Below are 22,883 nucleotides of genomic sequence, written 5' to 3'. Positions count from 1 at the left end.
GTCCTATCTAGTTTTCAGTATGGTTTGAAAATTATACGTACCGGGTCTTACTAGTAGTTCAAAGGAATCGATGCTCGTTTTGATGAGCTGTACGCTGTTTTTATTTTTAATTGGGGCACCATCCAAAAGGAGTTCCTTTTCTTTATCTCCAGGTAAAATTACTGTTGCTGTTGTGTTCGGTGGAATCGTAGTTTTAAGTGTAAATAAATTGTCTTCTATAGTCCATGAAGATGCCACTTGTCCAAAGGGCGTCTCATACGTTGCAGATGCAGATGTAAGTGGTGTGTTGGACTGTGGCGCAATTTTGATGGTTTTGTAACCTGCCTCCAAAGGTGCAATACCTGCTATACGCTCGTACATCCACTCCCCAATGGCTCCGTATGCATAATGGTTTAAGCTATTCATGCTCTTAGGGTTGTATCCTTCTTCTTTACTATAACTGTTCCAACGCTCCCAAATAGTGGTAGCGCCTTGATTGATAGAATAAAACCAAGAGGGATAACTTTCATTAAAAAGTAGTTTGTACATTAAATCTATTTCGCCCATTTCATCTAAAACTTCCGATAGTAGCGGTGTTCCTAAAAAGCCGGTGCGTAAATGGTTGTCGGCATCATTTAGTTTTCGTAATAAATTGGCCTGGGCATTTTTTCGTTTATTTTCGGGAAGCAAATCAAAGGCCAATGCCAACAGATAAGAGGTTTGGGTTTCTGGTACTTCCTTCACTTTACCGGTCTCGTCAAAGTATTTTTCATCAAAGGCTTGTGCAACGGTTTCGTATAAAGCATCATACGTAGCCTGCTCCTCTTTTTTGCCTAATACTGCGGCTGTTTGGGCGGTTAGTTTGGCCGAGTGCGCAAAAAATGCCGTACCAATTAAATTTTTTGAGGTATCGCCCCTATTGTCGCCATTCTCGGGAAAAGGCTGTAACCAATCCGAAAAAGACATCATATTAGATATATAGTTTTCCGATTTCAATTCATGATGTGCTACCCATTTCTTCATCATTTCATAGTTAGCTTCTAAAAACCCAATATCCCCGGTACGTCTATATATTTTCCAAGGGATAATGGTACATACATCTCCCCAGCCAGAACTTGCAATTTTATTACCGCGGGCGTCTGGTACCGTCCAAGGAATGGCACCATCTTCCAATTGTGCCTCGCGTACACTTTGTAACCAACTGGCCCAGAATTTGTACACATCCGAATTGAACATGGAGGTGGGGCCAAATACCTGTGCATCACCTGTCCATCCTAAACGCTCGTCACGTTGTGGACAATCCGTAGGGATATCCAAAAAATTACCACGTAGACCCCAAACAATGTTGCTTTGTAGTTGGTTTAATTTGTCATGAGATGAGGTGAAAGTGCCGTTTTCATCAAAATCGGAATATTGCACAATACCGGTGACCCAATCTTTAGTGGGTTCTTTGGACGGGTCAAAACCGCTCAATTCTACATATCTGAAACCGTGAAAAGTAAACTTAGGTTTATAGGTAATGTTACCATCTTCGGCGGCAATATAGTAATCCGTAGAATGCGCACTTCTGTAATTTTTAGTGTAAAAAGTACCGTCCGGGGATAACATCTCGGCAAACCTTATTTTAAGCGTGTCGCCTTTTTTCATAGGTGCTTGAACTAATGGAACGCCCACCATGTTCTGTTTTAAGTCGAAGATGACCGCTCCATCCTTTTTAGTGATTTCCTTTGTCGTTAGCTTGATTTTATCCTTTACCGCGGTATGTCTTTTGGGTTCTAGCTTCACGCCGGCATCAATTTCGGAAGTCGTTACAGAAGTCCAATCCGCATCATCAAAATCAGCTGTGGTCCAATTGGGCAGCTCCAAGTTGGCGTTGTAGATTTCCCCATCATAGATTTCTGCAAATTCTAAAGGGCCGTTGGTCATTCCCTTCCAGCTACTGTCCGAAAGTATAAGCTTTTTTGAGCCATCACCCATAGTGATTTCTAATTGAGCCAATATCTTTGGTGAAATGGTATTGTCCCAAGGAGTGTTGCCCCATAATAGTCTCCCAGAATACCAACCAGCTGCTAATTCTATACCTATAGCATTCTGTCCGGATACCAATAAATCGGTCACATCGTAAGATAAGGTCTCTATGCGCTTATCATATGTGGTAAAGCCAGGAGACATTACGTCATCCGAAACATCTGTTCCGTTCACGGAAACATCGAAAACACCTTTGGAAGTGATGTATAATCTAGCGGATGCTACTTTATCGGGTACTTCAAAGCTTTTTCTTAGGTATTGGGGTTTGTGGATTAATACTTTTCCACGTCCCCTGACACTATCCTTTGCGGTATTTAGTCCAACCCATTTGGCTTGCCAATCGCTATTGTTCAGCAATCCCAATTCAAAGTGCTGTGTCTCGCTCCATGCAGAAGGCGCGCCATCTTGATTCCAATACCTTACCTGCCAATATACTTTTTGACGGGATGTTAAGGGTTTCCCATTGTAATTAACCCATGTAGACTGACTCGTTTCCTGCTTTTTAGAATCCCAAAGGTCTGCATTTTCCGGTAACAAATCCGGACTGCTCGCAGTAACTATGCGATAGGCCGTTTGACTGGATACGTCCTTAGCAACCGGTAGTTGCCAAGAAAAAGTGGGCGTAGCATCGTAAAATCCCATCGGGTTTTCAAAACCTTCTGATAAGGTCAAAGCTGTTGGTTTTTCAATGACTTCCGGTGCGCAAGAGGTGAAGAATAAGATAGCTAGAAGGGGAATGCTATGTTGTATGATCGACTTAAAATTCATAATGTGTTATTATCGGTATGGGTTGTGTATCAATTTAAACTTTGCAATTTTTAGGTTGCACCATCAAATGATGGCTAGGGTACAGATAACTTCTTTTATTCCCTCTGGAAAACTGACCATTATGGGTACTACCTCCATACCGGGAACTTGATTGAAGATACGTTCTTTCTCCATTTCTTTAATCTGCATAGGTACATTTGAAGTGATAGTCACAATGCCTTCTGGTTTATGGATTTTAATTTGGTTTTCAGAGGATATGACTACTTTTTCCCCTGTCGGAGAAATTACGGGAAGCACCAAGGCGTCTCCATTTTCGGCGGTTCCCGTGCGCAAGGCCTTTATGGTGGTGGTATCAGAATCGATACTATAGTTTAACTGAAAATCTCCATCCGTTTTTAGGGTTTCTTTTTCCCGATTGGTAAGGGCGGTCGAAATAGCAAAATCAATTACACCGTCGGTATCCGTTACCGAAACTTTGGCTTTTAAATCCTGTACGTTCGTAAACTGCACCCCATCTACATAACGTTCTACTCGTGGCGTAAGACAAAAATCCTCTCCCGGTTGCGGTTGTTGGTTTGCGGGTTCCACTTCTATATATTCTACCATACTGGCCGTAAATACGGGACCCACTTTTTCATGCCATAGTACGGCCAAGGACCCGCCTGTTGCAGCTACAGAGTAGGGTTTTTTCCAAATTTGGTCGTAAGAAGAAACGGTATTTCGCCAAGGGCCTCTTGCACCCAACCAAACATCCAATTCCGGGAAATGTTTCACGCCATCTTGGGTACTTCTAGGTAAGGGTGTTTTTTTATTTACCTGCTGCAGTTGTTCCATATTATCCAGCACAAAGGTCAAGTTTTTAGCATGTGCAAAGGTATGGTGCATACAGGGTTTTACACCATGTGATGTATAATGCAGCCCCCCTGCTAGAAGTCCGTTTACGGTGCAGCGTTCCAACAGTTCCGTACTTAAAACGGCGGCCGTTCCAAAAGCTGGATTTCTATCGGCCATTAAACTAAAGGCGGGTTGGCACCCATCCGTAGTTCTGCTGCCCCAATAGGTCCATTTGTTCTGTCGCGTTCCATAGCTATTGTCCCAAGCACCATCCGGTAGCATAAACGCTAAATGTCCATTCAAGGATTGCGTCAGTAATTCCAGTAATTCCTCATCCTTTTCAAGTACCGCATATTGTACCATGGCATTCAATGTCTCCTCTACGTTGTAGCCCAAGTCAATAGGGTATAGACCTTTTGCGCTTTTGTCGTTATCCGGTTTGTCCTCACCAAAAAGTAGTTTGTTGGGTTCGGTAAGCCATTTTGGTATTTCTGCCGCAAACTCTTTACTTCTTGTAATATATTTATCTTCGTTAAAGTGCTTTCCTAAAAAGTACAGGGCGTAGATTGCCGTGAACCTATAGTTGATATGGCTAAAGTGCATATCAAATTTTTGGTACACATATTCAATGGCACGTTTTAAACGTTTTTCCCATTTCTCCTTAATGTCGTTTGGCAAAATATGCCCATGGTGGTGTAATGCCTCTCCAAGAGCAATGGCTCCAAAAACAGTAGTACCGTTCCAAGATTTTGGGTCCAACATGTTTGTCCAGCTGCCGTCGGGTTTATCCACATTTTCGGACCAGTCCATCACCTTAATTGCGGCATCCAGATATTTCTGTTCACCAGTGGTATCGGCCATATATAAAAAGGGATATACGGCATCAGGGCATCTACCGTGAATTAAATCGCAGGCATGGCAGTACAAAGCGCCATGCATAACCGAATCATTAGGGTCATTTATTTGGTCTCTTATCATCGCATCGCACCAAGTGGTCAACAAGCTCAAAGAGGATTCGCCGAAGGCCTTGAGCTCCGCATGATTAGGTGATTTATGACTACTATTCTTGCACCCATAGTGTGGTAATATAAAACTCAAGCCGGCCATCGCCGTGAGTTGAGTGAAAGAGCGTCTTTTCATTTTCGTGATTTGAAATGGTATATACCAAGATTCCTCTCTAAAACTAAACCAAGCGTTGAAATGTACCATCCTGTACTATATGGTGTACTTTTCTTATATTCAAGTCGTCTAACTTCGTGTTTAGCGGGTTCAACTATTGTCTATTACGGTCAAGAATTTATAGACGTCAACATTCGCTGAAATGTAACGGGGCAGTACAGGACGGTTTAACCTGTGTAAACTGTAATTTTAAAACATAAACTAGATATAAAATGAAAAGACACTTTTTTACCTCCCTACCAACGTTTAAGATTATTGTAGTACTTTCAATAGTGCTAGGGTCAACCAGTTGTGAGGATACCAGTAAGGACCACCTTACACCCATATTCAATGGAGAGAACTTAGACGGCTGGCATACCATCGGTGGGGAGGCTACCTACAAAGTTGAAAACGGTGAAATTATTGGTACAACCGTCGCCAATACACCCAATACCTTTTTGGCAACGGATTCAAATTATTCGGATTTTATATTGGAGCTGGATTTTAAGACGGATTCCGTGTCTAATTCCGGCGTGCAGATAAGAAGTAATAGTCTGCCTTGGTACAGAGATGGTATGGTACACGGCTATCAAGTAGAGATAGACCCTTCCAAAAGAGCATGGAGTGGCGGTCTGTACGATGAGAAAAGAAGAAAGTGGTTGAATCCGCTTGTAGATAATCCTGCGGCGCAAAAAGCCTACAAACCCAATGACTGGAATCATTTTCGTATCGAGGCCATTGGTGACACTATAAAAACATGGCTCAATAAGGTGCCAGCGGCTTATGTTATAGACGATATGACGGCAGAAGGATTTATAGCCCTGCAAGTACATAGTATTGGGAAAAACGGAAAGCCCGACGTGGAAATCAAATGGAGGAATATTGAATTCATTACCGAGAATCTAGCGCAGTACAGTACACCGTCTCCTTTAACTCCGGTGGTTACAAAAAACCAACTGACCTACGATGAAAAGAAGGCAGGTTGGGAAATGCTCTGGGACGGTGAGACTACCAAAGGTTGGAGAGGTGCCAAGTTGGAAACCTTTCCCGAAAAAGGCTGGGAAATTAAGGATGGTGTCCTAAGCGTGCTTGCTAGTGGCGGTGGCGAATCTACTGCAGGTGGCGATATCGTTACCGAGAAAATGTATGATAATTTTGAAGTGAAGGTCGATTTTAAGATAACCGAAGGTGCCAATAGCGGTATCAAATATTACGTAGATACCGAGCTGAATAAGGGTGAAGGCTCCTCCATAGGATTAGAGTTTCAGATTTTGGACGATGAACGCCATCCCGATGCGAAATTGGGAAGTCACGAGGGTAGTAGAACCGTCGGGTCCCTTTATGATTTAATTCAGGCGGACACCAGTAAACATATGCATCCGATAGGGGAATGGAATACAGCACATATCGTATCCAAAAACAACCAAGTGGAACATTGGTTAAACGGTGTTAAGATTTTGGAATACGAGCGTGGTAGCGAAGACTTTTTACAATTGGTAAGCGAAAGCAAGTATAAGGACTGGCCCAATTTTGGGTTGTTGGAAAAGGGTAATATACTTCTCCAAGACCATGGCGACCTCGTTTCTTTCAGAAATATCAAAATAAAAACAGAAAACTAAGAGTAATGACAAATCGTAGAAGTTTTATAAAGAAAACAGCTTTGGGCAGTGTTGGCTTGGCGGCATCCTCCTCCATGGCCATGAGTGCCAAAAGCTATAACAATATTATCGGTGCTAATGACCGTTTGAACGTGGCCATAGCCGGACTAGGGCGTAGGCTAGGAGCCTTCTATGCGCCCATCGCCCATAAGAAAAGTAATGTTAGATTAGTGTATTTATGCGATGCCAAGCAGAGCCAAATGACCAAAGCGGCCGGTAACTTTGAAAAACATATCAACTATAAGCCAAAACTGGAGCAAGATATTTTTAAGGTGATGGCAGATGATAAGGTCGATGTACTCATTAACGCTATGCCCGACCATTGGCATACCCCGGGGTCCATTATGGCCATGAAAGCGGGCAAGCATGTATATGTAGAGAAGCCGAGTAGCTGTACCATGGAGGAGAACGAGATGATTGTAGACGCAGCCAAACAATACGGTAAAGTGGTGCAGATGGGGAATCAACAACGTTCCTCTGCACACACCATACAGATTGTAAAAAAGATTCATGAAGGCGCCATCGGCGATGCTTACAAAGCGGTTGCTTTTTACAGCAATGGACGTGGCGAGGTACCGCACCAAAAAGCAGCCGCCGTGCCGGAAGGTCTGGATTGGAACCTGTGGCAGGGACCAGCGGTGCACAGGGAGTATACTTCCGAAACCTGGGATTACAATTGGCATTGGTACGGATGGAATTATGGTACGGCAGAAATGGGCAACAATGCCACCCACGAATTGGACGTTGCTCGTTGGGCGCTTGATGTTGGTTTTCCCCAAAAAGTAGAGGTCGATGCTACCAAAAGACATTTTGTGGACGATGGCTGGGAAATGTACGATACCATGATGGCGAAATTTACTTTTGACAAAAACAAACAAATAGAATGGGACGGTAAAAGCAGGAATGCTTATAATACCTACGGAAGTGGTAGAGGAGTGATTGTTTACGGTACCGAGGGGACCGTTTTTGTGAATCGTGGCCATTATAAATTATTCGATAGAAAAGGGAAGTTGATTGAAGAAGTGTCCAGCGGAGGCGAAGAAGGCGGAGTTGCGCTCGGTGGCGGTGGTGATATGTCCACCATACATGTAATGAATTTCTTTGAGACCATTAGGGGCAAGGAAAAGGCAATGGCGCCTATAGACGATGCCAACATTTCAATGGCCATGGTACATTATGCGAACGTATCTTCACGCATCAACCAAAACTTTGAAATAGACAGTAAAACAGGAATCATGTACAATAGAGAGGCGATGCAACATTGGGGCAAGCCTTATGAAGAGTCTTGGAAGTCTAAGTTTATGATGTAATAATAAATCCCCGAGTTTTTAGCTCGGGGATTTTTAATTCAATAGAGTTTTGTTGCATGTTTTATTAACGAACGGAATTCTAATTAGTGTGTATTAGCAGGAGCAACCGTATTCACCAAAAAATTAGCACCCCATTTCTCACGAAGTGCAGCAGCCATTTCCTTAACGATAGTTTGGTGTGATTCTTTTTCCGCTAGGTTGTCCAGTTCCATAGGGTCGGTACGGTGGTCAAACAACATTCTGGCATAGGCGATTCCTTCGTTGTCTGTCCATTCGGTATAGAAATAGTCCCCTTGTATTAGCGTAACCGCATCTTTGAATTTAGAAACGGCATAGTCTTTTTGTCGCTTTTCAGGTGTGCCGTTAATGAGGGACACAAAACTTTCTCCTTCCAATTGATTTTCAGGAACATCTAACCCTGCTAATTCTGCCAGACTAGGATACACATCAATAAACTCTGTGATATTAGCCGTGTGCTCTCCTTTTGTTTTGCCCGGTACCTTAATGATAAGCGGACTATGTAAGGACGTTTCAAAGGTGCAATGCTTGCACCATAGTTGGTGTTCTCCTAAATTCCAACCGTGGTCGCCCCATAAGACAACAATGGTGTTTTCTGCCATGCCCGAGTCTTCCAACTCTTGCAGTACCTTACCAATTTGGGCATCAACAAAGCTTACACAGGCAAAATACCCTTGGATAAGCTTTTTTGCCATTTCATCCGTAACCGGCCCTTTTTGAGGAACGCTGTGGTAGTTGCGGAGTTCCCCAAACTTATGGAATGCCTTAGACGGCGTAGTTTTGGGCTGTACATAACTTTCAGGAAGGGTAATGTTTTCAATAGGGTATTTGTCCCAGTATTTTTGTGGTGCATTAAAGGGTAGGTGGGGTTTCATAAAACCCATGGCCAAGAAAAAGGGTTTACCGTCTTGCTTTAGTTTTTTGAGGTCGGCAATACTCTTGGCGGCAATCTTACCATCTAAATATTCATTTTCATCTACCGTGGAGGTTTCAAAAGGATTACCACGTGATTCAGGTGATGCAATCAGATTTTTGTTTTCTTCGGTGAAATAATTTACGGTTCCTTTTTCAGGCCGCCAGATTTCGTCCCATGCTTTTTTTCTATCGTTCTTATGATGCAACACTTTTCCGTTGGATATGGTGGTGTATCCGTTGGCTTTAAAAAGCTCGGGTAGGGTAATGGCCTCCGGTATCTCTTCGTCCACTTTAACGTCGTGGGTCAAGAAACGGTAGCGCGTAGGGCGAGTTCCTGTGAGAATACTTGCTCTGGATGCACCGCAGGTTGGAACACTGCAATAGGCCCTGTCAAAAACCAAACTCTCCGCTGCAAGCGCATCAAGATTTGGGGAGCTGATATGTTCCGCGCCATAAAAATTAAGCTCAGGTCTTAAATCATCCACGGCGATAAAAAGGATATTGGGTTTTTGCTTTTCTTGGTTTTTGGTTTCCTGTTTTTGTCCCGATTTGCAGGAAAGTAACAACAATGAGCAAAGCACACCACAGGTGATTTTTGCAGCGAACGAAGTCGCATTTTTTCTTAAGTTCATATAATTTATTCTTTAGGCATCAAACTTATGTTTCCACGTATACTGGGCGTATCGGCTGAAAAATTAATGTAACCCGCTCTTGAATCTGTATTCATGGTTTTTATAATATGTTGGTCGACTTCCAAGCGTTCACCGTTCCCAATGTAGATATCTTTTAGCTTGTCATCCGTATCGTAGGTAATAATGGCAAAGTGGCCCTGAAAGCTCATGTCTTTTTCTGGCAGTGAAAGAAAACCGTTCTCCGTACTGGTAATGATATACTGTACAAGCTGCTCTTCATCAACAGAGCTCGTTACTTTGACACCCTTAAGGATTCCGTTCTGTTCCAATTTCTCAACGGCTATTACCGACCCATTAGTTTCACTGGTCGCAAAGGGTTCGTATACCGCAACAAAGGGTTTGGTATAAGCCTCGCCGTTTTGTCGCACGACCAAGGTGGGTGTAGGCATTTCATCGTAGGGAGCAGGTGCCTCGAATGTTTTGGGTGCTTTTACCTTCGTATAGGTACGACCAGCAAAACCGGGCATGAACATTTTCATATAACGTTTTTTGCCCTGAAAACCTTCCGACTTAAAAAGTACTTGAATGTCCTTGTTATAGGGTTTGGAAGTCATTACGTCCTCAAAAAAGTGCCATCCCGGATTTCTAAAAATGCGATTTCGTTTCCATTCGCCATTGGCATTTGCCATGTACCGTTGCGGTTCGGGTTTTAGGATGAGGTCTTCATTTAAGAAATTGAGTGATTCCCCTAGATTATGGTAGAGGTAATCATGAAATTCGTTCGGCAGGGCCGATTTAGAACGAAAAATATCCAAATAATAGCCGGTTGTTGGCGATGTGCGAACCAAAGCCATAGTTCTTTGTTGTTCTGCCTCTGCTTTGTCTCCGCCACCATCATAAAAATTGGTAGTGGTAAATGAATAGTTAGGGGATACGGCTTCTTGCGTTGGCATGGGCTCCATAGATGCTAAAGTTACCGTCTCCATTCCCAAGTTTACCCATTCACCTTCGCCCTGTGAAGCCCCGTTTACAATAACGGTATTGTGCGCAGCAAAAATTCTCGAATAGTTTTCATGAATGTCTTGGGCGTACTTTCCACGACCATTGTCCACTCCCAGTACTACACCTTCCCCGTATAGTTCCATATACATTCCAGAAGCATGGCCATGCACCATGGAAGCTCCACCAACAAAGCACATTAACCCGTCATCAGGATTATTTGTACTACTTAAATTGCGTTGCAGAAATATACCGGCATGGGGTTGTTCGTCCGTTCTGGGTAAGTTAATTTCAATATCATTTTTTTCAAAATCTTGATGAAACCAAAGTAGTGCCTCTAAACCTTCACGATGATACTTTCCTTCGCTCATGGCCGCTCCCAGTAAAGTTGAAAATTGCTTTTCGAGCCCGGGCACGCTATCTAACTTACCAAGATTGTATGCCAGTTCAAATGCCTCATAGGGCGTTTTGTATTTGCGGTGGCCATCACCCCATAACAACAATTCTCCATTGGGATTCACCAAATAATCTAGTCTTTGTATGGCCCACGGAATATTAGGATAAGTTCTACCCAATTTTAAGTTTGGGTCATACTTTGTCAAAAGAAACATCAATTTCGTAGAACGCTCAGCAACATCATTGGTGTATTGCGAAGATTCTGGCCAAATATCACCTTCGTTCTTATAAAATTCAGCCACTTTAGCGAGCGCATCCTGATTGGATGTGTTTTTTGTCAAGTAATATTCCAAAAAGCTATTTCGTTTTTTCAAATCATTCAAAGCCAACGTATTGTACACCAAACAATTGGATTCTAATACGGGGTGATTGGAATTGACCATTCCGTTATCTATCACGAGTTGAGCGTAGGTTCTAAATACTGTTTGGGCTTTTTCCATGGGGAAATCAACTTTCTTTTTCTTTCCGATATCGTAAGCCATGCCCCCTTTGTTAAGAAAGGGTGCTACAAAATCATATGCAATAGGATATTTTTCCCCGATGACCCTGGATTCCCTAAGAATATCATCCGGACATAACCAGCCTCCTCTCGGTTTCCAGTCGGACGGTTTCAATTGTATGAGTCCGTTTATTGCGGTGTGAAGAATATCCGTAGCACATTGTGCATAGGCTTCTTCTTGAGTTAGGTAGTAGAGTACGCCACAATCAATAGCGGTTTGGAGATAATCCGACAACATATTAAAGTTGGCCATTTCTTCATCACTGGCATTGTCTAAATTTTCGTGTTTCCCTTTTTTGCCCGTAGTGGTGTAGGTTAGAGGTGGGATATTGCCATTTATTTCTTTCTCCCAATCCAACGGCATTCCTCTCAAAAAAGCCTGAGGGTCATTTTGATGTTCGCTTATCTGTTGGTCAACTTTTTTCTTTAATCCATCGTAATACTTCGCTGCCCAAGTGTTATCCTCAATTTTTTGTAGAATAGTATTTCGTTCTGAGGTAGTTACCCATATAAACGGGCGTTCGCGTTCTTGGGCGGTACCGTTAAGTGCTAGCAGGAGAACGATTATAAAGGTAAAAACTGTTCTTTTTATCATGACTTAACCGTATTATTCTTAAGTGTTCTTAGTTCATTTCAATATAATCCAAAAGCAGTTTTTTTACATCCTCGACTCCGCCTGTTTTCAGTCCACCGTTGGTAGCTCCTGTTATCCAGTACAAAACCATACCGGCATCGGAGCAGTCCCATTTTCCTTTTTGGAATTTTACCACATCATCTACCTCTGCAATTTTCCCTTGTAGCCAGACCCATTGCACTCGTGGATCTGGATGATTTTTTGCCCAATCCCATTTTTCGAGGTTCACTTTTAAGTTTACATTTTGGTCCGGAATACGAACCTCTTCTACTCCATAGTCTAAAATTTGCTGCCAGGTGTAGAAATCTCCGGCGTCGTCGTTTGCGGAATGGTGCGTGACCACTTTTACATGTTTATGCTTGCTCTTGGAACTAGCATCTAAGGCTAAACCAATGATATCGGGTTCTCCGGCCTCTATAATCCAAAGGGGGTCATTGGCAGTAGATGCGTTGATAGCTTTGGCCAAATCGGTCACTGTTTCTTTCTGTTGCCATTTGGCATCAAAGAAGGTGAGGTCATCAAATCCTCCCCAGCGTCTTGCGGTGACATCGGATGCGGTTTGCATTAATGCGTGACGTTCTCGTTCCGCCCGTTCCGATATACGTTCTACTCGTTCCAAATCACAGCTATGGGAATAATGAACCAACCTATCGGCTAGTCCCGATGCTTTCAATAACGAAATGGAAACTGCCGTTCCACCCAAATCGTCCGGATCGGGGGAATTACCATCGGCAACAATGGCGATACGCCCTTTTGGTGGGTTTATTTTAGGTGCCGCCACTGCTTTATTAGCTACGGGAATTCCTGATGCGGCACTTACGATTTTGCCTTTTCCCACTGGGGCAAAAATAAGACCAGCCCAACGCGCTCTGGCATATTCTTTTCCGTCGGCACTTCCTATCTTGGAACGTACGGTAATTTTATCCCCCTTTTTTAGGTATACATTTTCCCAAACGGTATTTGATTTCTCGCCTTCTGCAAACATTTTTTGTGTGAGTGCCGGTGAGTAGGAACCCAATTCTTTATTGTTTACTAAAATGGTGAAAGTGGATTGTCCGTCATTTTCTCCCACGCCTATAAAAACCACATCATAGTGGTCACTTTTAAAATTGAAATCGGTTGTGGTGCTGGCCTCTTTTCTTTGGTTAGGATTGATGGCCAACCAACGTCCGCCCGCGTCCTTGTAGTAGCCTGTGCCCTTTACGGGAAAATCGGCCACGGGCAAGGTTTTATTTTCGACCACCGAGGTGCTGATGGCCTCATAATACGAAGGTTCCGGCCACGTGATGACCACTCTGGTACCCATATCCTTTGGGATGAAATTCTTGTCGTTGGTCAATAGAAATTTATCGAATTCAAACCCATCTTCACGCATGCTAAATTGAATGTCATGAATACCGGCTTTGTCAATGTCTAAATAAATTTTATAAGGTACGCCACAGTGTTCTTCGTTAGTGCGTTGTTTGCTTGCCCAAGTCCATTCGTTTTTTCCGTCGCACCATTGCATCCGCTGACCACTATCCGGCCACGTTCCATTAAGCCCCACATGAATTCCATTGTCCTCACCACCCGTGCTGTAGGCTCTTACCCATATGTAATAACGACCAGGGGTATCGATTTTTACTCGATAATGTGCTATAGCAAGTTTACCCGGCTCGTTTGAAAAATTTTCACCGTGAATGAGTTTGTCATCATGTGTTACTCTCGTATCCGGGAGAATTTCAAGATAGCCATTATTGCTTGCACCCGTACTATGGTTTGGGTCTTGGTCCGCTACGTTATCTGGAGTTTCGTGCTTATTTACCCGATACCAACTTCGGGTATCGGTTTTGGTCTGTTTGTAAAAGTATTCCGCCTCTACCGCAACGATACCGTTTTTCTCTTTAAAAATATTGGTTTCATCAATAATGGGGAGGTTTAATTTTGATGCTTGGGCATGTAGCTGGTAGCCTCCTAAAATTAGCAGAAGGAATAAGCTAAATATTGATTTCATTGCAAAATGTACTTGTTCGAGCATTGTTATTTTTTCTTTATCAGGATGACCCAATCCTTATTTTTGTTGGATGGGGGATATCCTACAGTAACTATTCCTTTTGCTTTTATGCTTTGTATAGAACCCTCTTGCAAATCGCCGCCATTTCTTGGGTCGTACCAAGCGATGGAAAATTCGTCACCCGAGGTGCCCAGTTCTAGGGTTGTCGTTTCTTTTTCCATAGACAGATAAATGGTATAGGTTTCTCCTTTTTTGGCAAAACAGTAACCGCTATCTGTAGCGATGAGTTCGTTGGCCGGTTCCATTTCCCAAAAAGGAATATAGTTTTCAAAGAAATGTAGGGCATGTTTATTTTGGTCCCAGAACAAATCCCGACTTCTAAAATCTTCACAGGTAAGGTCGGAGTTGGGGCTAGCATAGCCAAAGTACCATTCTACGCCAAAACCACCTGCGAGCAGGGTTCCCCAAAGGGCGTTTCCCCGCGCTAAATTATGTTCTGGGTCTTCATCGTCAGGTAACAGGGCAATATTGGCCTTGCCGGGTTCGTCTACGGATAAGGCCCACTTTCTACCAGTTGCATTTGATTTTTCACGCCATTTAAGAACCCTAGGACTTACGTCCTTAAATTCAGGGTCGCTCAACTGTAAGGATGCCCCTGTCAAGGGAGATTGGTCGCCGATAAAATCATTGTATCGGTCGTCCTTGTTGGGAAAGGTATGCATGACCAAGTGATTGCTGTAAGCATCTAATTTTTTAATGTAGTTGGCGACTTTTAATACCTCCTCGGTAGGTTGGTCGTTCTCTTCCCCTAGATTCCAGTTCATGGAGAGATGGTGGCCAAAACGGGCTATCAATTCTCTGTAGTATAATTTTCCTTCTGTTCCAAAAACACCTTTGTCCATGAGATGGTCGGTCTCCGTTTCATTGGTCTTAAAATGAAGGAACATACCCAAGGTCTCAGCATATTCAAAAATACGTTCCCATTGGTCCAACTTGGAAACATCCAATCTGGTTTTATGGAAGAAGTTTTCCCATGCCTCCAAATTCTTTTTATTGCTGGCGTAGGTTTCGTATTCCGCTACCGGTTTTTTCAGGAGGTAAGGAAAAATATTACGGTCATCACCATCCACGTTAAAAGTCAAAAAAGAAAAGACGTTCAGTTCTTCAGCGGCTAGATAGTTAATCGCACCCAAAAGATTTTTTCCTTTGTTTTCTTTCCATACAAAGGCTTGTGCATCTGCTGTAAAATCTTGGGCATGGGGTTGCCATTCCTTTAAAAAATCGAGGACATTGGTCGCTGCATCAAAATCAGCATAACCCAATAAATTTTCTGGTGCATCTACCCCAAGTTTAATGAAATACTTTTTACTTTCCTCAAACTGCAAGTAGGATTCCCCAATGTATTGTAGGCGTCCTTTTGCTCTATTGTCCCGTCCCGATTTATCCGATGCTGTAATGGTAAAAGTTCCGGTTTGTCCGTCCATAAATCCGCCAGATTCGGCACCTGTTGCGTTATCGGCAACCGCAATTTCGTCCCCTTTTTTTAAGGATGTTGTGTACGACCATTCGCCAACGGCATCAGGAGTAAAACGTACCTGCCATATCTTACCGCTGGTAGCACTGGTTTCCGCAGCATTTCCATCGGCGGCATAAAATCCGGGAATTACATAGCTCGTATCTCCGTTTGTAAAGGTCACATCAAGCCGATAGTCTAAAAAGGGATTCACCTCCGAAAGTTCATCGGTCTGTGGCCCAACAAAGTTTAAGGTGATGCGATGCCATTTTTTGAGCTCTCCGTCAATTAAAGGAGCTGTCTTCTTATCACAATTGACCATAAACGAAGCAGCACCGATGAAAACAAGATTTAAAAGTAAAATTTTAAATGATTTCATAGGTACCGCAGATTATAGCTAATGGTAAGTGTTTAAAATGAATTGATTTTTAATTGAATGGTATGTTTACCCGGGTCTAACCTGATATATTCAAAAGCAGATGGTACTTTTTCGCCGTTATGAATAAAGTCCTTACCGTCTAGATTGTTCAAAGAAAACTCCGCGACCATATTACCGGGTATTTCTATCTCATACGTCTGAAGTCGAGGTCCATTATGCGTAAAGGTTCCTTTTATAGTCCCTCTTACGGTAGGCACTTCAATACTACTGGATTTAAGCTTGCTCATTTGTGGTTTGATGGTTGCAATTCCAAATCCGGGCGTTTTTGGTTTTATACCCCATAGTCCCCTTGGAATTACATTTGCAGGTACGGCACCCCACGCATGGTTCCAGTCTAGATTGTTCTTATACTTATTGTCCCAAGCTTCTAAAGTGATGGTAGAACCTATACGTATCATATTGTACCAACTTCTATCACTGGTATCCACTAAGAGGTCTAAGGCATAATCTTCTTCCCCTGCATTATATAGCCCGTCCATCAAAAATTGAGAGCCGTATACACTACAGGCCATTCCACGAGATTTCACAAAGTTTACAACAGACTCATAATGCTCCTCAGGAACCAAACCAAAGGCCAACGGCATCATATTGGCATGTAACGAAGCATGGTCCGTACCTATACCATCTACATAAATACCTCTTTCTTTATCGAACATTTGTTCGTTTACCGCTTTTTTGGCTTTCGCGGCCCGCAGCTCAAAATCCAATACATCTTGAGTTTTGCCCAGTATTTTTGCAAATTGCGCCATAATCTTCATATTCTCATAGAAGAAAGAATTGATAACGGTGCTGTACGGTTTAAAGACAAAACCGTCTCGTTCCCCAGGGGTTGTACTGCGGTTGAAATTCGCCGGTGGCCAATCTACAATATCAGTCAAGGGTTTTTTATATCCGTCAGGAAAACCTAGTTTACGCATAAATTCTGCATCTACCTTAGTTGAGGTTATTAAGCCATCTTCATTGGATAGTTCAAAAAGTGTCTTGTGTTTTAGTGGCTCGTAGTAGCGTTCTATGACTTCGGTATTGCCCGTGTACATAAAATCTGCGTGTATTAACAATGCAACATGCTGCTGCCATTCTGTTGGCCAGGTTGGGTTTTTCATGAAATACTCTATAGTACGTCTTGCCATGGCAAATTCCCTATCCGTGGTATAATGACTTAACTGGTTCAGGTAGGCATCCGCTTCATAAGGAATACGTTCCCTATCCCCATCTACATATAAGCCATTAAAGGTTGTTGCCTTAATGGAATATTTGCATAAGTCCCAAACTTGGTTCAGGATGTCGTTGTTACTTGCAAAATCACTCGCCTCTTCATCCCAGTAGGTATGAAAGGCCAGTTGTTCAAAATCTTCAGCTGAGATTGGTTCTTGCGCTCCTTCTACTTCGGCATATCTAAAAGGCACCAATGGTGGAAAACCATCTGGAAGTGGTACGGCTTGATTGGGCCTGGTATTGCGTTCATTCTTCTGTACCTCTATTTGATATTGCGTCTGCCCTGGTTTTACATCAACCTTTAGTTCTTGATAGCGAATATTACTTTTTGCCGGAGGAGTTCTATTTACATTCCCCTTGTCATTCACCATTTCACCAACCCTTATGGTTAAGGTGTGCGGTGTTTTGGCTTCGTAAGAGAAATTCATTGTCGCAAAAGCAGCTTTTCCAAAATCTATAAAATAGAAATCACCCCGTTTTTCAAATACCTTTGGTTTTACTTTGGTAGTTATGAATTTGTTTTCGGTGGATATGATATAACTATCGCTTTTGCCTGTCGTAAATTGTTGTGTTTCGGAATAGTCCACCAATCGGTTGTCCTGGTCCCAGATACGGACTTTCCAATAGTAGGTTTTTCCAACTTCCAGCGGCGTTCCGGTATATTCCACATTGGTAGATGCGTTTGAGCCCACACGTTGACTGTCCCAAACATCGCCGTTATTGGCATCGATACTGGCTTTACTAGAGGCCAGTAAAATCTGATATCCTGATTGAAATTTAGCTCCAAGTGGAACCGTCCAACCAAACTCCGGTTGTAGGTCGTAGATTTCCACTTCGGTTTCTGGAGAGCGTATCAATTCTACGGTAAGGTCGGTCGGAGCAGCTCGGTAGGTATCACTATTTTTTGCGATTAAACCATCGGTAGTCTTTCTAAAAGCCTCCATTTTGTTTGCGTATGCAGGGTCTTTCGCAAGATTGTTGATTTCCTGAGGGTCTTTGCTTAAATCATAAAGTTCCTCAATGGTCTTGTCGTTTACGTAGCGAAAGTATTTCCAGTCTTTGGTACGCACGCCTTCGCTTGGGGGTATGTTCTCAAAATCCCAAATATGCTCTATTAAAACGGTATCCCGTTCAAAGTTTTTTGTTCTGTTATTGGCTATGGGCATCAAACTTTTTCCATGCCATCCCTCAGGTGCTGGAATATTTGCTAAATCGAGAATAGTGGCGGGCACATCAACGTTCAATGCCAATACATCGCTATCCTTTTGTTTCTTTTGTCTTGGGTCAAAAACGATTAGTGGCACACGGACGGAGTTGTCGTACAACAACCATTTGCCCGCCAGTTGACGTTCACCTAAAAAGTAGCCGTTATCTCCCATAAGGATGATAACGGTATTATCTGCCAATCCTTTTTTCTCAAGTGTTGCTCTGATTTTTGCAATTTCTCGGTCTATTCCCGAGAGCATTCTGTAGTAGCCTTTTACGCTATGCTGATATTTTTCGGGTGTATCGTAGCGCCATGTCCAGCGTAAGCGATTAAAGCCATCGCGTACAATTTTTGGTTGCGCCTCAAAATATTTGTCCTCTCCCAGGGCTGGTCCGGGCATGCTCATGTTTTGTAATAAGGCGTCCGACTCTTGCTGCCAGAAATATTGGTCCTCCGCTGGGTCATGCGCGTGTGGGGCGCTGAAGCTAAGGGAAAGACAAAAGGGTTCGTCACCATCGGCGTTTGTTATAAAATCCAATGCTTTTTGGCCAGTGTAGCGGGTAAGGTGTACGGTGTCCTTGCCCAAGGTCTTATAATAATATCCACGCCTGTCCTTATACCCGTTATTACGGTCATAAGATTCGTATTCATCAAACTGTTTGTCCAAATCATTATAGCGTACTCCGTATTTTCCGAAGAAACCTGTTTTATATCCATTTTCTTTTAAGATTCTTGGATAAGAATCCGCCATATAAGATTCCCGGATATTCCCTGTTTGAAAGTTGAAATTGTGGGTTCGTTCGTAGAGTCCGGTAAGTATACTGGCCCTACTTGCTGCACAAATTGGTGTGGTGACCATGGCGTTTTTAAAATAGGTGCCCTCTTTGGCCAGTTTGTCCATTTCAGGGGTCGTAATCAATTTGTTCCCCGCATATCCTATCGCATCAAAGCGTTGGTCATCGGTAAGAATAAAAATGATATTAGGTTTTTTTGTTTCCTGGGTCTTTTTCTGCGCTCGTATTAAACTGCTGGAAAAACAAAGGAAAGCTAGGGCTAAAAGTCTCATTTTCATCAAAATAACTATTTTAAAGTGGATTGCATCGACGATAGATAAAGTGCCATGCCGATTATTTTTCTCGTACAACCAAACATAGGTTTAGAGGGGGTTTTATCCATCCTGTTCTGTCCTGAACAATTACCAGCTATCCGTTCTAAAAGGAGATACCGGTATTTTTGCTAGGTCGTACAGACTAGCATTAAAACAATCTTCAAAACCGTATCTAACAGCAACGGGTTCTGGTACTTTTATACTATGAACGCTTATGGTCCCATTGCGGTTTATTGTGGCATTGGCAGGGTAAAATATCTTATCCTTTCCTGCTATAGTAAAGCCCGTAAGTTTTGCGCCAAAACTAGACAGCTTAATGGTGTCATCACCTTGTATGGATTTAAAGGAGAGTTTTGCGGTGTTGGTTTCTATCTCCATGAAATCAAATACAGGTGCTGCGTACCGTATATGTTCATAACCGTATTGTTTTGCCAAGGCCCAATATGCCAATCGGTCCGCAATAGTTTTCTTTTCCGGGGGATGGATATCATCACATTTTCCAACATCGGATGTGACCACCAATCCCGTGTGCGGAATTTCTAGGGAGGCTAATACTTGTGCTTCACGAATTAAATCGGCCTTGGTGGCTTCGGTATTACGCAGTTGTTCGTAAGCATAAGGCGCAATTTGCACGAAATAAAAAGGAAGGTTATCGTTGTTCCATTGCGAGCGCCAAGCATGCACCAATGTATGCATGTAGCGTTTATAGGGTTTTGGATTTGCCCTGTTGCTTTCGCCCTGATACCATAAATATCCTTTAATGCTATAATCTTGAAAAGGATGTATCATAGCATTGAAAATCTGCGAGGGCTGTTTTCTTTGATTTGGGTCTTCGGGTAAGGTATTCGCAATTTTCACATTGCTATAAACGGACAAGGAATCTTTCGGTAGCCACGCTTCAATGCGCGTGCCGCCCCATGAAGATTCAATAATACCTATGGGAATATGTAGTTGCTCGAATAACTTTTTACCGAACAAGTAACCAATGGCGCTAAAGTCAGAAACCGATGCTCCATTTGCCTCTTCCCAAGTACCGACAACATCACTTTCGGGCTCCAAGCTGCCGGCTCGTTCTGTATTGAACAAGCGAATGTTCGGGTTTTTTGCATTTAGGATAAATTCATTGGCACCGTTTACAGGTGATGCTCCCAAACCTTTTATAGGCATTTCCATATTCGACTGTCCGGAACAAAACCAAACCTCTCCAAGCAATATATTTTTCAAGGTTCTTGTGGTACTTCCCTCAATTTTTATTTCATAAGGCGTAAAAGAAGCTTTAATTGTTTTTAATTGGGTTTTCCAAGAGCCTTCCGAATTAGTTTTGGTTGTTTTGCTTTCTCCCCAGCTGGTCTTTAAGCTTACTTCGGTATTAGGAAGGTCACGCCCCCAAATAGCTACCGTTTCATTTTGCTGTAGCACCATATTGTCCGCAAAGAAAGTGGGTAATTCAATTTGGCAAAAAATGGGGCTGCCTTGAAATATACAGATTAATACTAATGCTAGACGTAGGATGTTCTTGTGAGCGTCTTGCAAGGCTAAATTGGCTTTTTTCATGAGTTTTCAGTATAGTACAGGGTACGCCTAAGAAGAAATACCCTTAATATTGTAATACATGTTAATTTACAAAATAACTATGGTCACAGATTCTTTTCTTCGTTTAAAAAATTCATTCGCTTCAATTTTTCTATTAGTAATACTGCTTGTAGGATGTAATATGAAAACCAAAAAAGAGAAGGATGTTTCTAAAGAAAAAGCTGCAGCCGTACTCCCCGAACGGCCCAATATTCTGTGGTTGGTGACCGAGGATATGGGGGCTTATATTCCTTCCTTTGGGGACTCTACCATCGTGACGCCCAATATAAGTCGGCTGGCAGCGGAAGGTGTGGTGTATCCCAACCTCTATTCTACTTCTGGCGTTTGCGCTCCTAGTAGGGCCGCAATTGCTACGGGAATGTATCCGTCCAGTATTGGTGCCAACCATATGCGTACCACCAGCTATACTGAAGTTACCGGTTTACCAAAATATGGAGCTGTACCACCACCAGAGGTAAAAATGATAAGCGAACTGTTACGGGCAAATGGATATTACTGTACCAACAATTATAAGACTGATTATCAGTTTCAAGCACCCATGACGGCCTGGGACGAGAGTAGTCCGTATGCGCACTGGAGAAATAGGGGAGCAGGGCAACCTTTTTTCTCGGTGATGAATTTTACCGATACGCATGAATCGGGATTGTTCGAGCCCTATGGCCTTAGGGAAATCGAAACCAGACATTACCATTCCGGAGATAGGGATTATAAGTGGAAAAATTTTGAAGGCTCACACGCCAAAAACAGAATGTCCGAAGCGGAAACGCCAAAACATTTATCCAGAGATACCAAGTTTACCATTCCACCTTATTTGCCGGATACGGAAGTCGTTCGCAGGGACATGTGGAAGTTGTATAATAACATTGTCGAAATGGACGCCCAGGTTGGGGCGGTTTTAAAGCAGTTGGAGGAAGACGGACTATTGGAAAATACCATCATATTTTTCTACGGAGATCATGGCGGTCCTTTACCTAGGGAAAAAAGGCTGATTTATGATTCTGGTTTAAACACGCCTCTGATAGTAAGATTTCCAAATAAAACGAACGCAGGAACAAAAGATGAGGAATTGGTCAGTTTTATTGATTTTGCACCTACACTATTATCCCTTACGGGAACCAATCCACCGGCACATATCCAGGGGCAAGCTTTTTTAGGTAAGTATAAAGCCAGTGAAGAACGAAAATATATTCATGCGGCTGCGGATCGCTTCGATGGGTATACCGATGCTATACGTGCCGTTCGTGATGAACGCTTTAAGTACATTCGAAATTACAGGCCGGACCAGGGCTATTATTTGCCTATTGATTACCGGGAAAAAATACCGACCATGCAGGAGTTATTGCGTTTGCGCGATGCTGGCGAACTGGATAGTGTTCAAATGCAGTGGTTTCGCAAGACCAAGGATCAAGAGGAATTATTCGATTGTCTGAACGACCCGTACGAGTTGCATAATTTGGCTAACGACCCCAAATATGCCGCGAAGCTTAAGGAGCTCCAAAATGAAATGGATCATTGGATTGCCGAAATTGGAGACCAGCCCAATTTGCCTGAAAAGGAACTGTTAAGTCAATTATGGAAAGGCGCGGAAAAACAACCCGTCACCGCTGACCCGGTGATAAGCGCAACCGATGGGGCTGTCTCACTGAGCTCTGCAACAGCAGGTGCCTCCATAGGGTATAAAATTCTCTTTCCCGATGCACCTATGCCAACGGCTTGGTCCGTTTATAAAAAACCATTTGATTTGCCTAACGGGGCTAAGCTTATCGTTAAGGCGCACCGAATTGGCTATTTATCTAGTACCGTGGTAGAAATGTAGTTAGGTGTTACTTTTAGGGTGATAATCTACTTGTTGAATACCTTGTAGGTTTTTCTTGAATACATAGGCGCTATGATAAAAAACAGTGCTAAAGTTGATTGCTTTATTATT

The 22,883-nt window shown here is 42.8% G+C and carries 11 protein-coding genes; 3 read left to right on the top strand and 8 right to left on the bottom strand.

Annotated elements, in window-relative coordinates; translation table 11 throughout:
* Positions 1–3 precede the first annotated feature (3 nt).
* Both EJ994_RS10240 and EJ994_RS10235 read right to left on the bottom strand, forming a co-directional pair.
* The gene (locus EJ994_RS10240; protein WP_126592336.1) at positions 4–2,775 is read right to left on the bottom strand and encodes a family 78 glycoside hydrolase catalytic domain; all 2,772 of its coding nucleotides are present in this window, start codon (positions 2,773–2,775) and stop codon (positions 4–6) included.
* A gap of 63 nt (positions 2,776–2,838) precedes the next feature.
* The gene (locus EJ994_RS10235; protein ID WP_126592335.1) at positions 2,839–4,749 is read right to left on the bottom strand and encodes a hypothetical protein; all 1,911 of its coding nucleotides are present in this window, start codon (positions 4,747–4,749) and stop codon (positions 2,839–2,841) included.
* A gap of 251 nt (positions 4,750–5,000) precedes the next feature.
* On the opposite strand from EJ994_RS10235, the gene EJ994_RS10230 reads away from it, so the two are divergent.
* Positions 5,001–6,386: a DUF1080 domain-containing protein gene (locus EJ994_RS10230; protein WP_126592334.1), complete on the top strand. Its 1,386-nt coding sequence runs from the start codon at positions 5,001–5,003 to the stop codon at positions 6,384–6,386.
* 5 nt (positions 6,387–6,391) lie between these two features.
* Positions 6,392–7,735 carry a Gfo/Idh/MocA family protein gene (locus tag EJ994_RS10225; RefSeq protein WP_126592333.1) on the top strand — a complete coding sequence of 448 codons (1,344 nt, stop codon included), beginning with the start codon at positions 6,392–6,394 and terminating at the stop codon, positions 7,733–7,735.
* 83 nt (positions 7,736–7,818) lie between these two features.
* Here EJ994_RS10225 and EJ994_RS10220 read toward each other — a convergent pair whose 3' ends face one another.
* From EJ994_RS10220 to EJ994_RS10190, 6 genes are all read right to left on the bottom strand, one after another.
* Positions 7,819–9,300, bottom strand: coding sequence for a sulfatase (locus EJ994_RS10220; RefSeq protein ID WP_126592332.1), 1,482 nt, complete (start codon positions 9,298–9,300; stop codon positions 7,819–7,821).
* Positions 9,301–9,305: 5 nt separating this feature from the next.
* Positions 9,306–11,849: a heparinase II/III family protein gene (locus EJ994_RS10215; protein WP_126592331.1), complete on the bottom strand. Its 2,544-nt coding sequence runs from the start codon at positions 11,847–11,849 to the stop codon at positions 9,306–9,308.
* A gap of 28 nt (positions 11,850–11,877) precedes the next feature.
* Positions 11,878–13,881, bottom strand: coding sequence for a hypothetical protein (locus tag EJ994_RS17610; protein WP_241240762.1), 2,004 nt, complete (start codon positions 13,879–13,881; stop codon positions 11,878–11,880).
* 26 nt (positions 13,882–13,907) lie between these two features.
* Positions 13,908–15,773, bottom strand: a complete 1,866-nt coding sequence (locus EJ994_RS10200) for a DUF5060 domain-containing protein (RefSeq protein WP_241240761.1) — start codon at positions 15,771–15,773, stop codon at positions 13,908–13,910.
* A 32-nt stretch (positions 15,774–15,805) separates the two neighbouring features.
* Positions 15,806–19,327 carry a sulfatase-like hydrolase/transferase gene (locus EJ994_RS10195; protein WP_126592330.1) on the bottom strand — a complete coding sequence of 1,174 codons (3,522 nt, stop codon included), beginning with the start codon at positions 19,325–19,327 and terminating at the stop codon, positions 15,806–15,808.
* Positions 19,328–19,450: 123 nt separating this feature from the next.
* Positions 19,451–20,917: a sialate O-acetylesterase gene (locus EJ994_RS10190; protein ID WP_126592329.1), complete on the bottom strand. Its 1,467-nt coding sequence runs from the start codon at positions 20,915–20,917 to the stop codon at positions 19,451–19,453.
* A 160-nt stretch (positions 20,918–21,077) separates the two neighbouring features.
* Between EJ994_RS10190 and EJ994_RS10185 the strand changes: the two genes are divergently transcribed.
* Complete coding sequence (locus EJ994_RS10185; protein ID WP_164721446.1) at positions 21,078–22,772, top strand: sulfatase; 1,695 nt, start codon at positions 21,078–21,080, stop codon at positions 22,770–22,772.
* The last annotated feature ends 111 nt before the right edge of the window (positions 22,773–22,883 follow it).

The organism is Maribacter sp. MJ134 (assembly GCF_003970695.1).
In the GTDB taxonomy this organism is placed as follows: Bacteria; Bacteroidota; Bacteroidia; order Flavobacteriales; family Flavobacteriaceae; genus Maribacter.
Note: the sequence above shows the minus strand (reverse complement) of the source record. Positions and strands in the feature narration are given on the sequence as shown.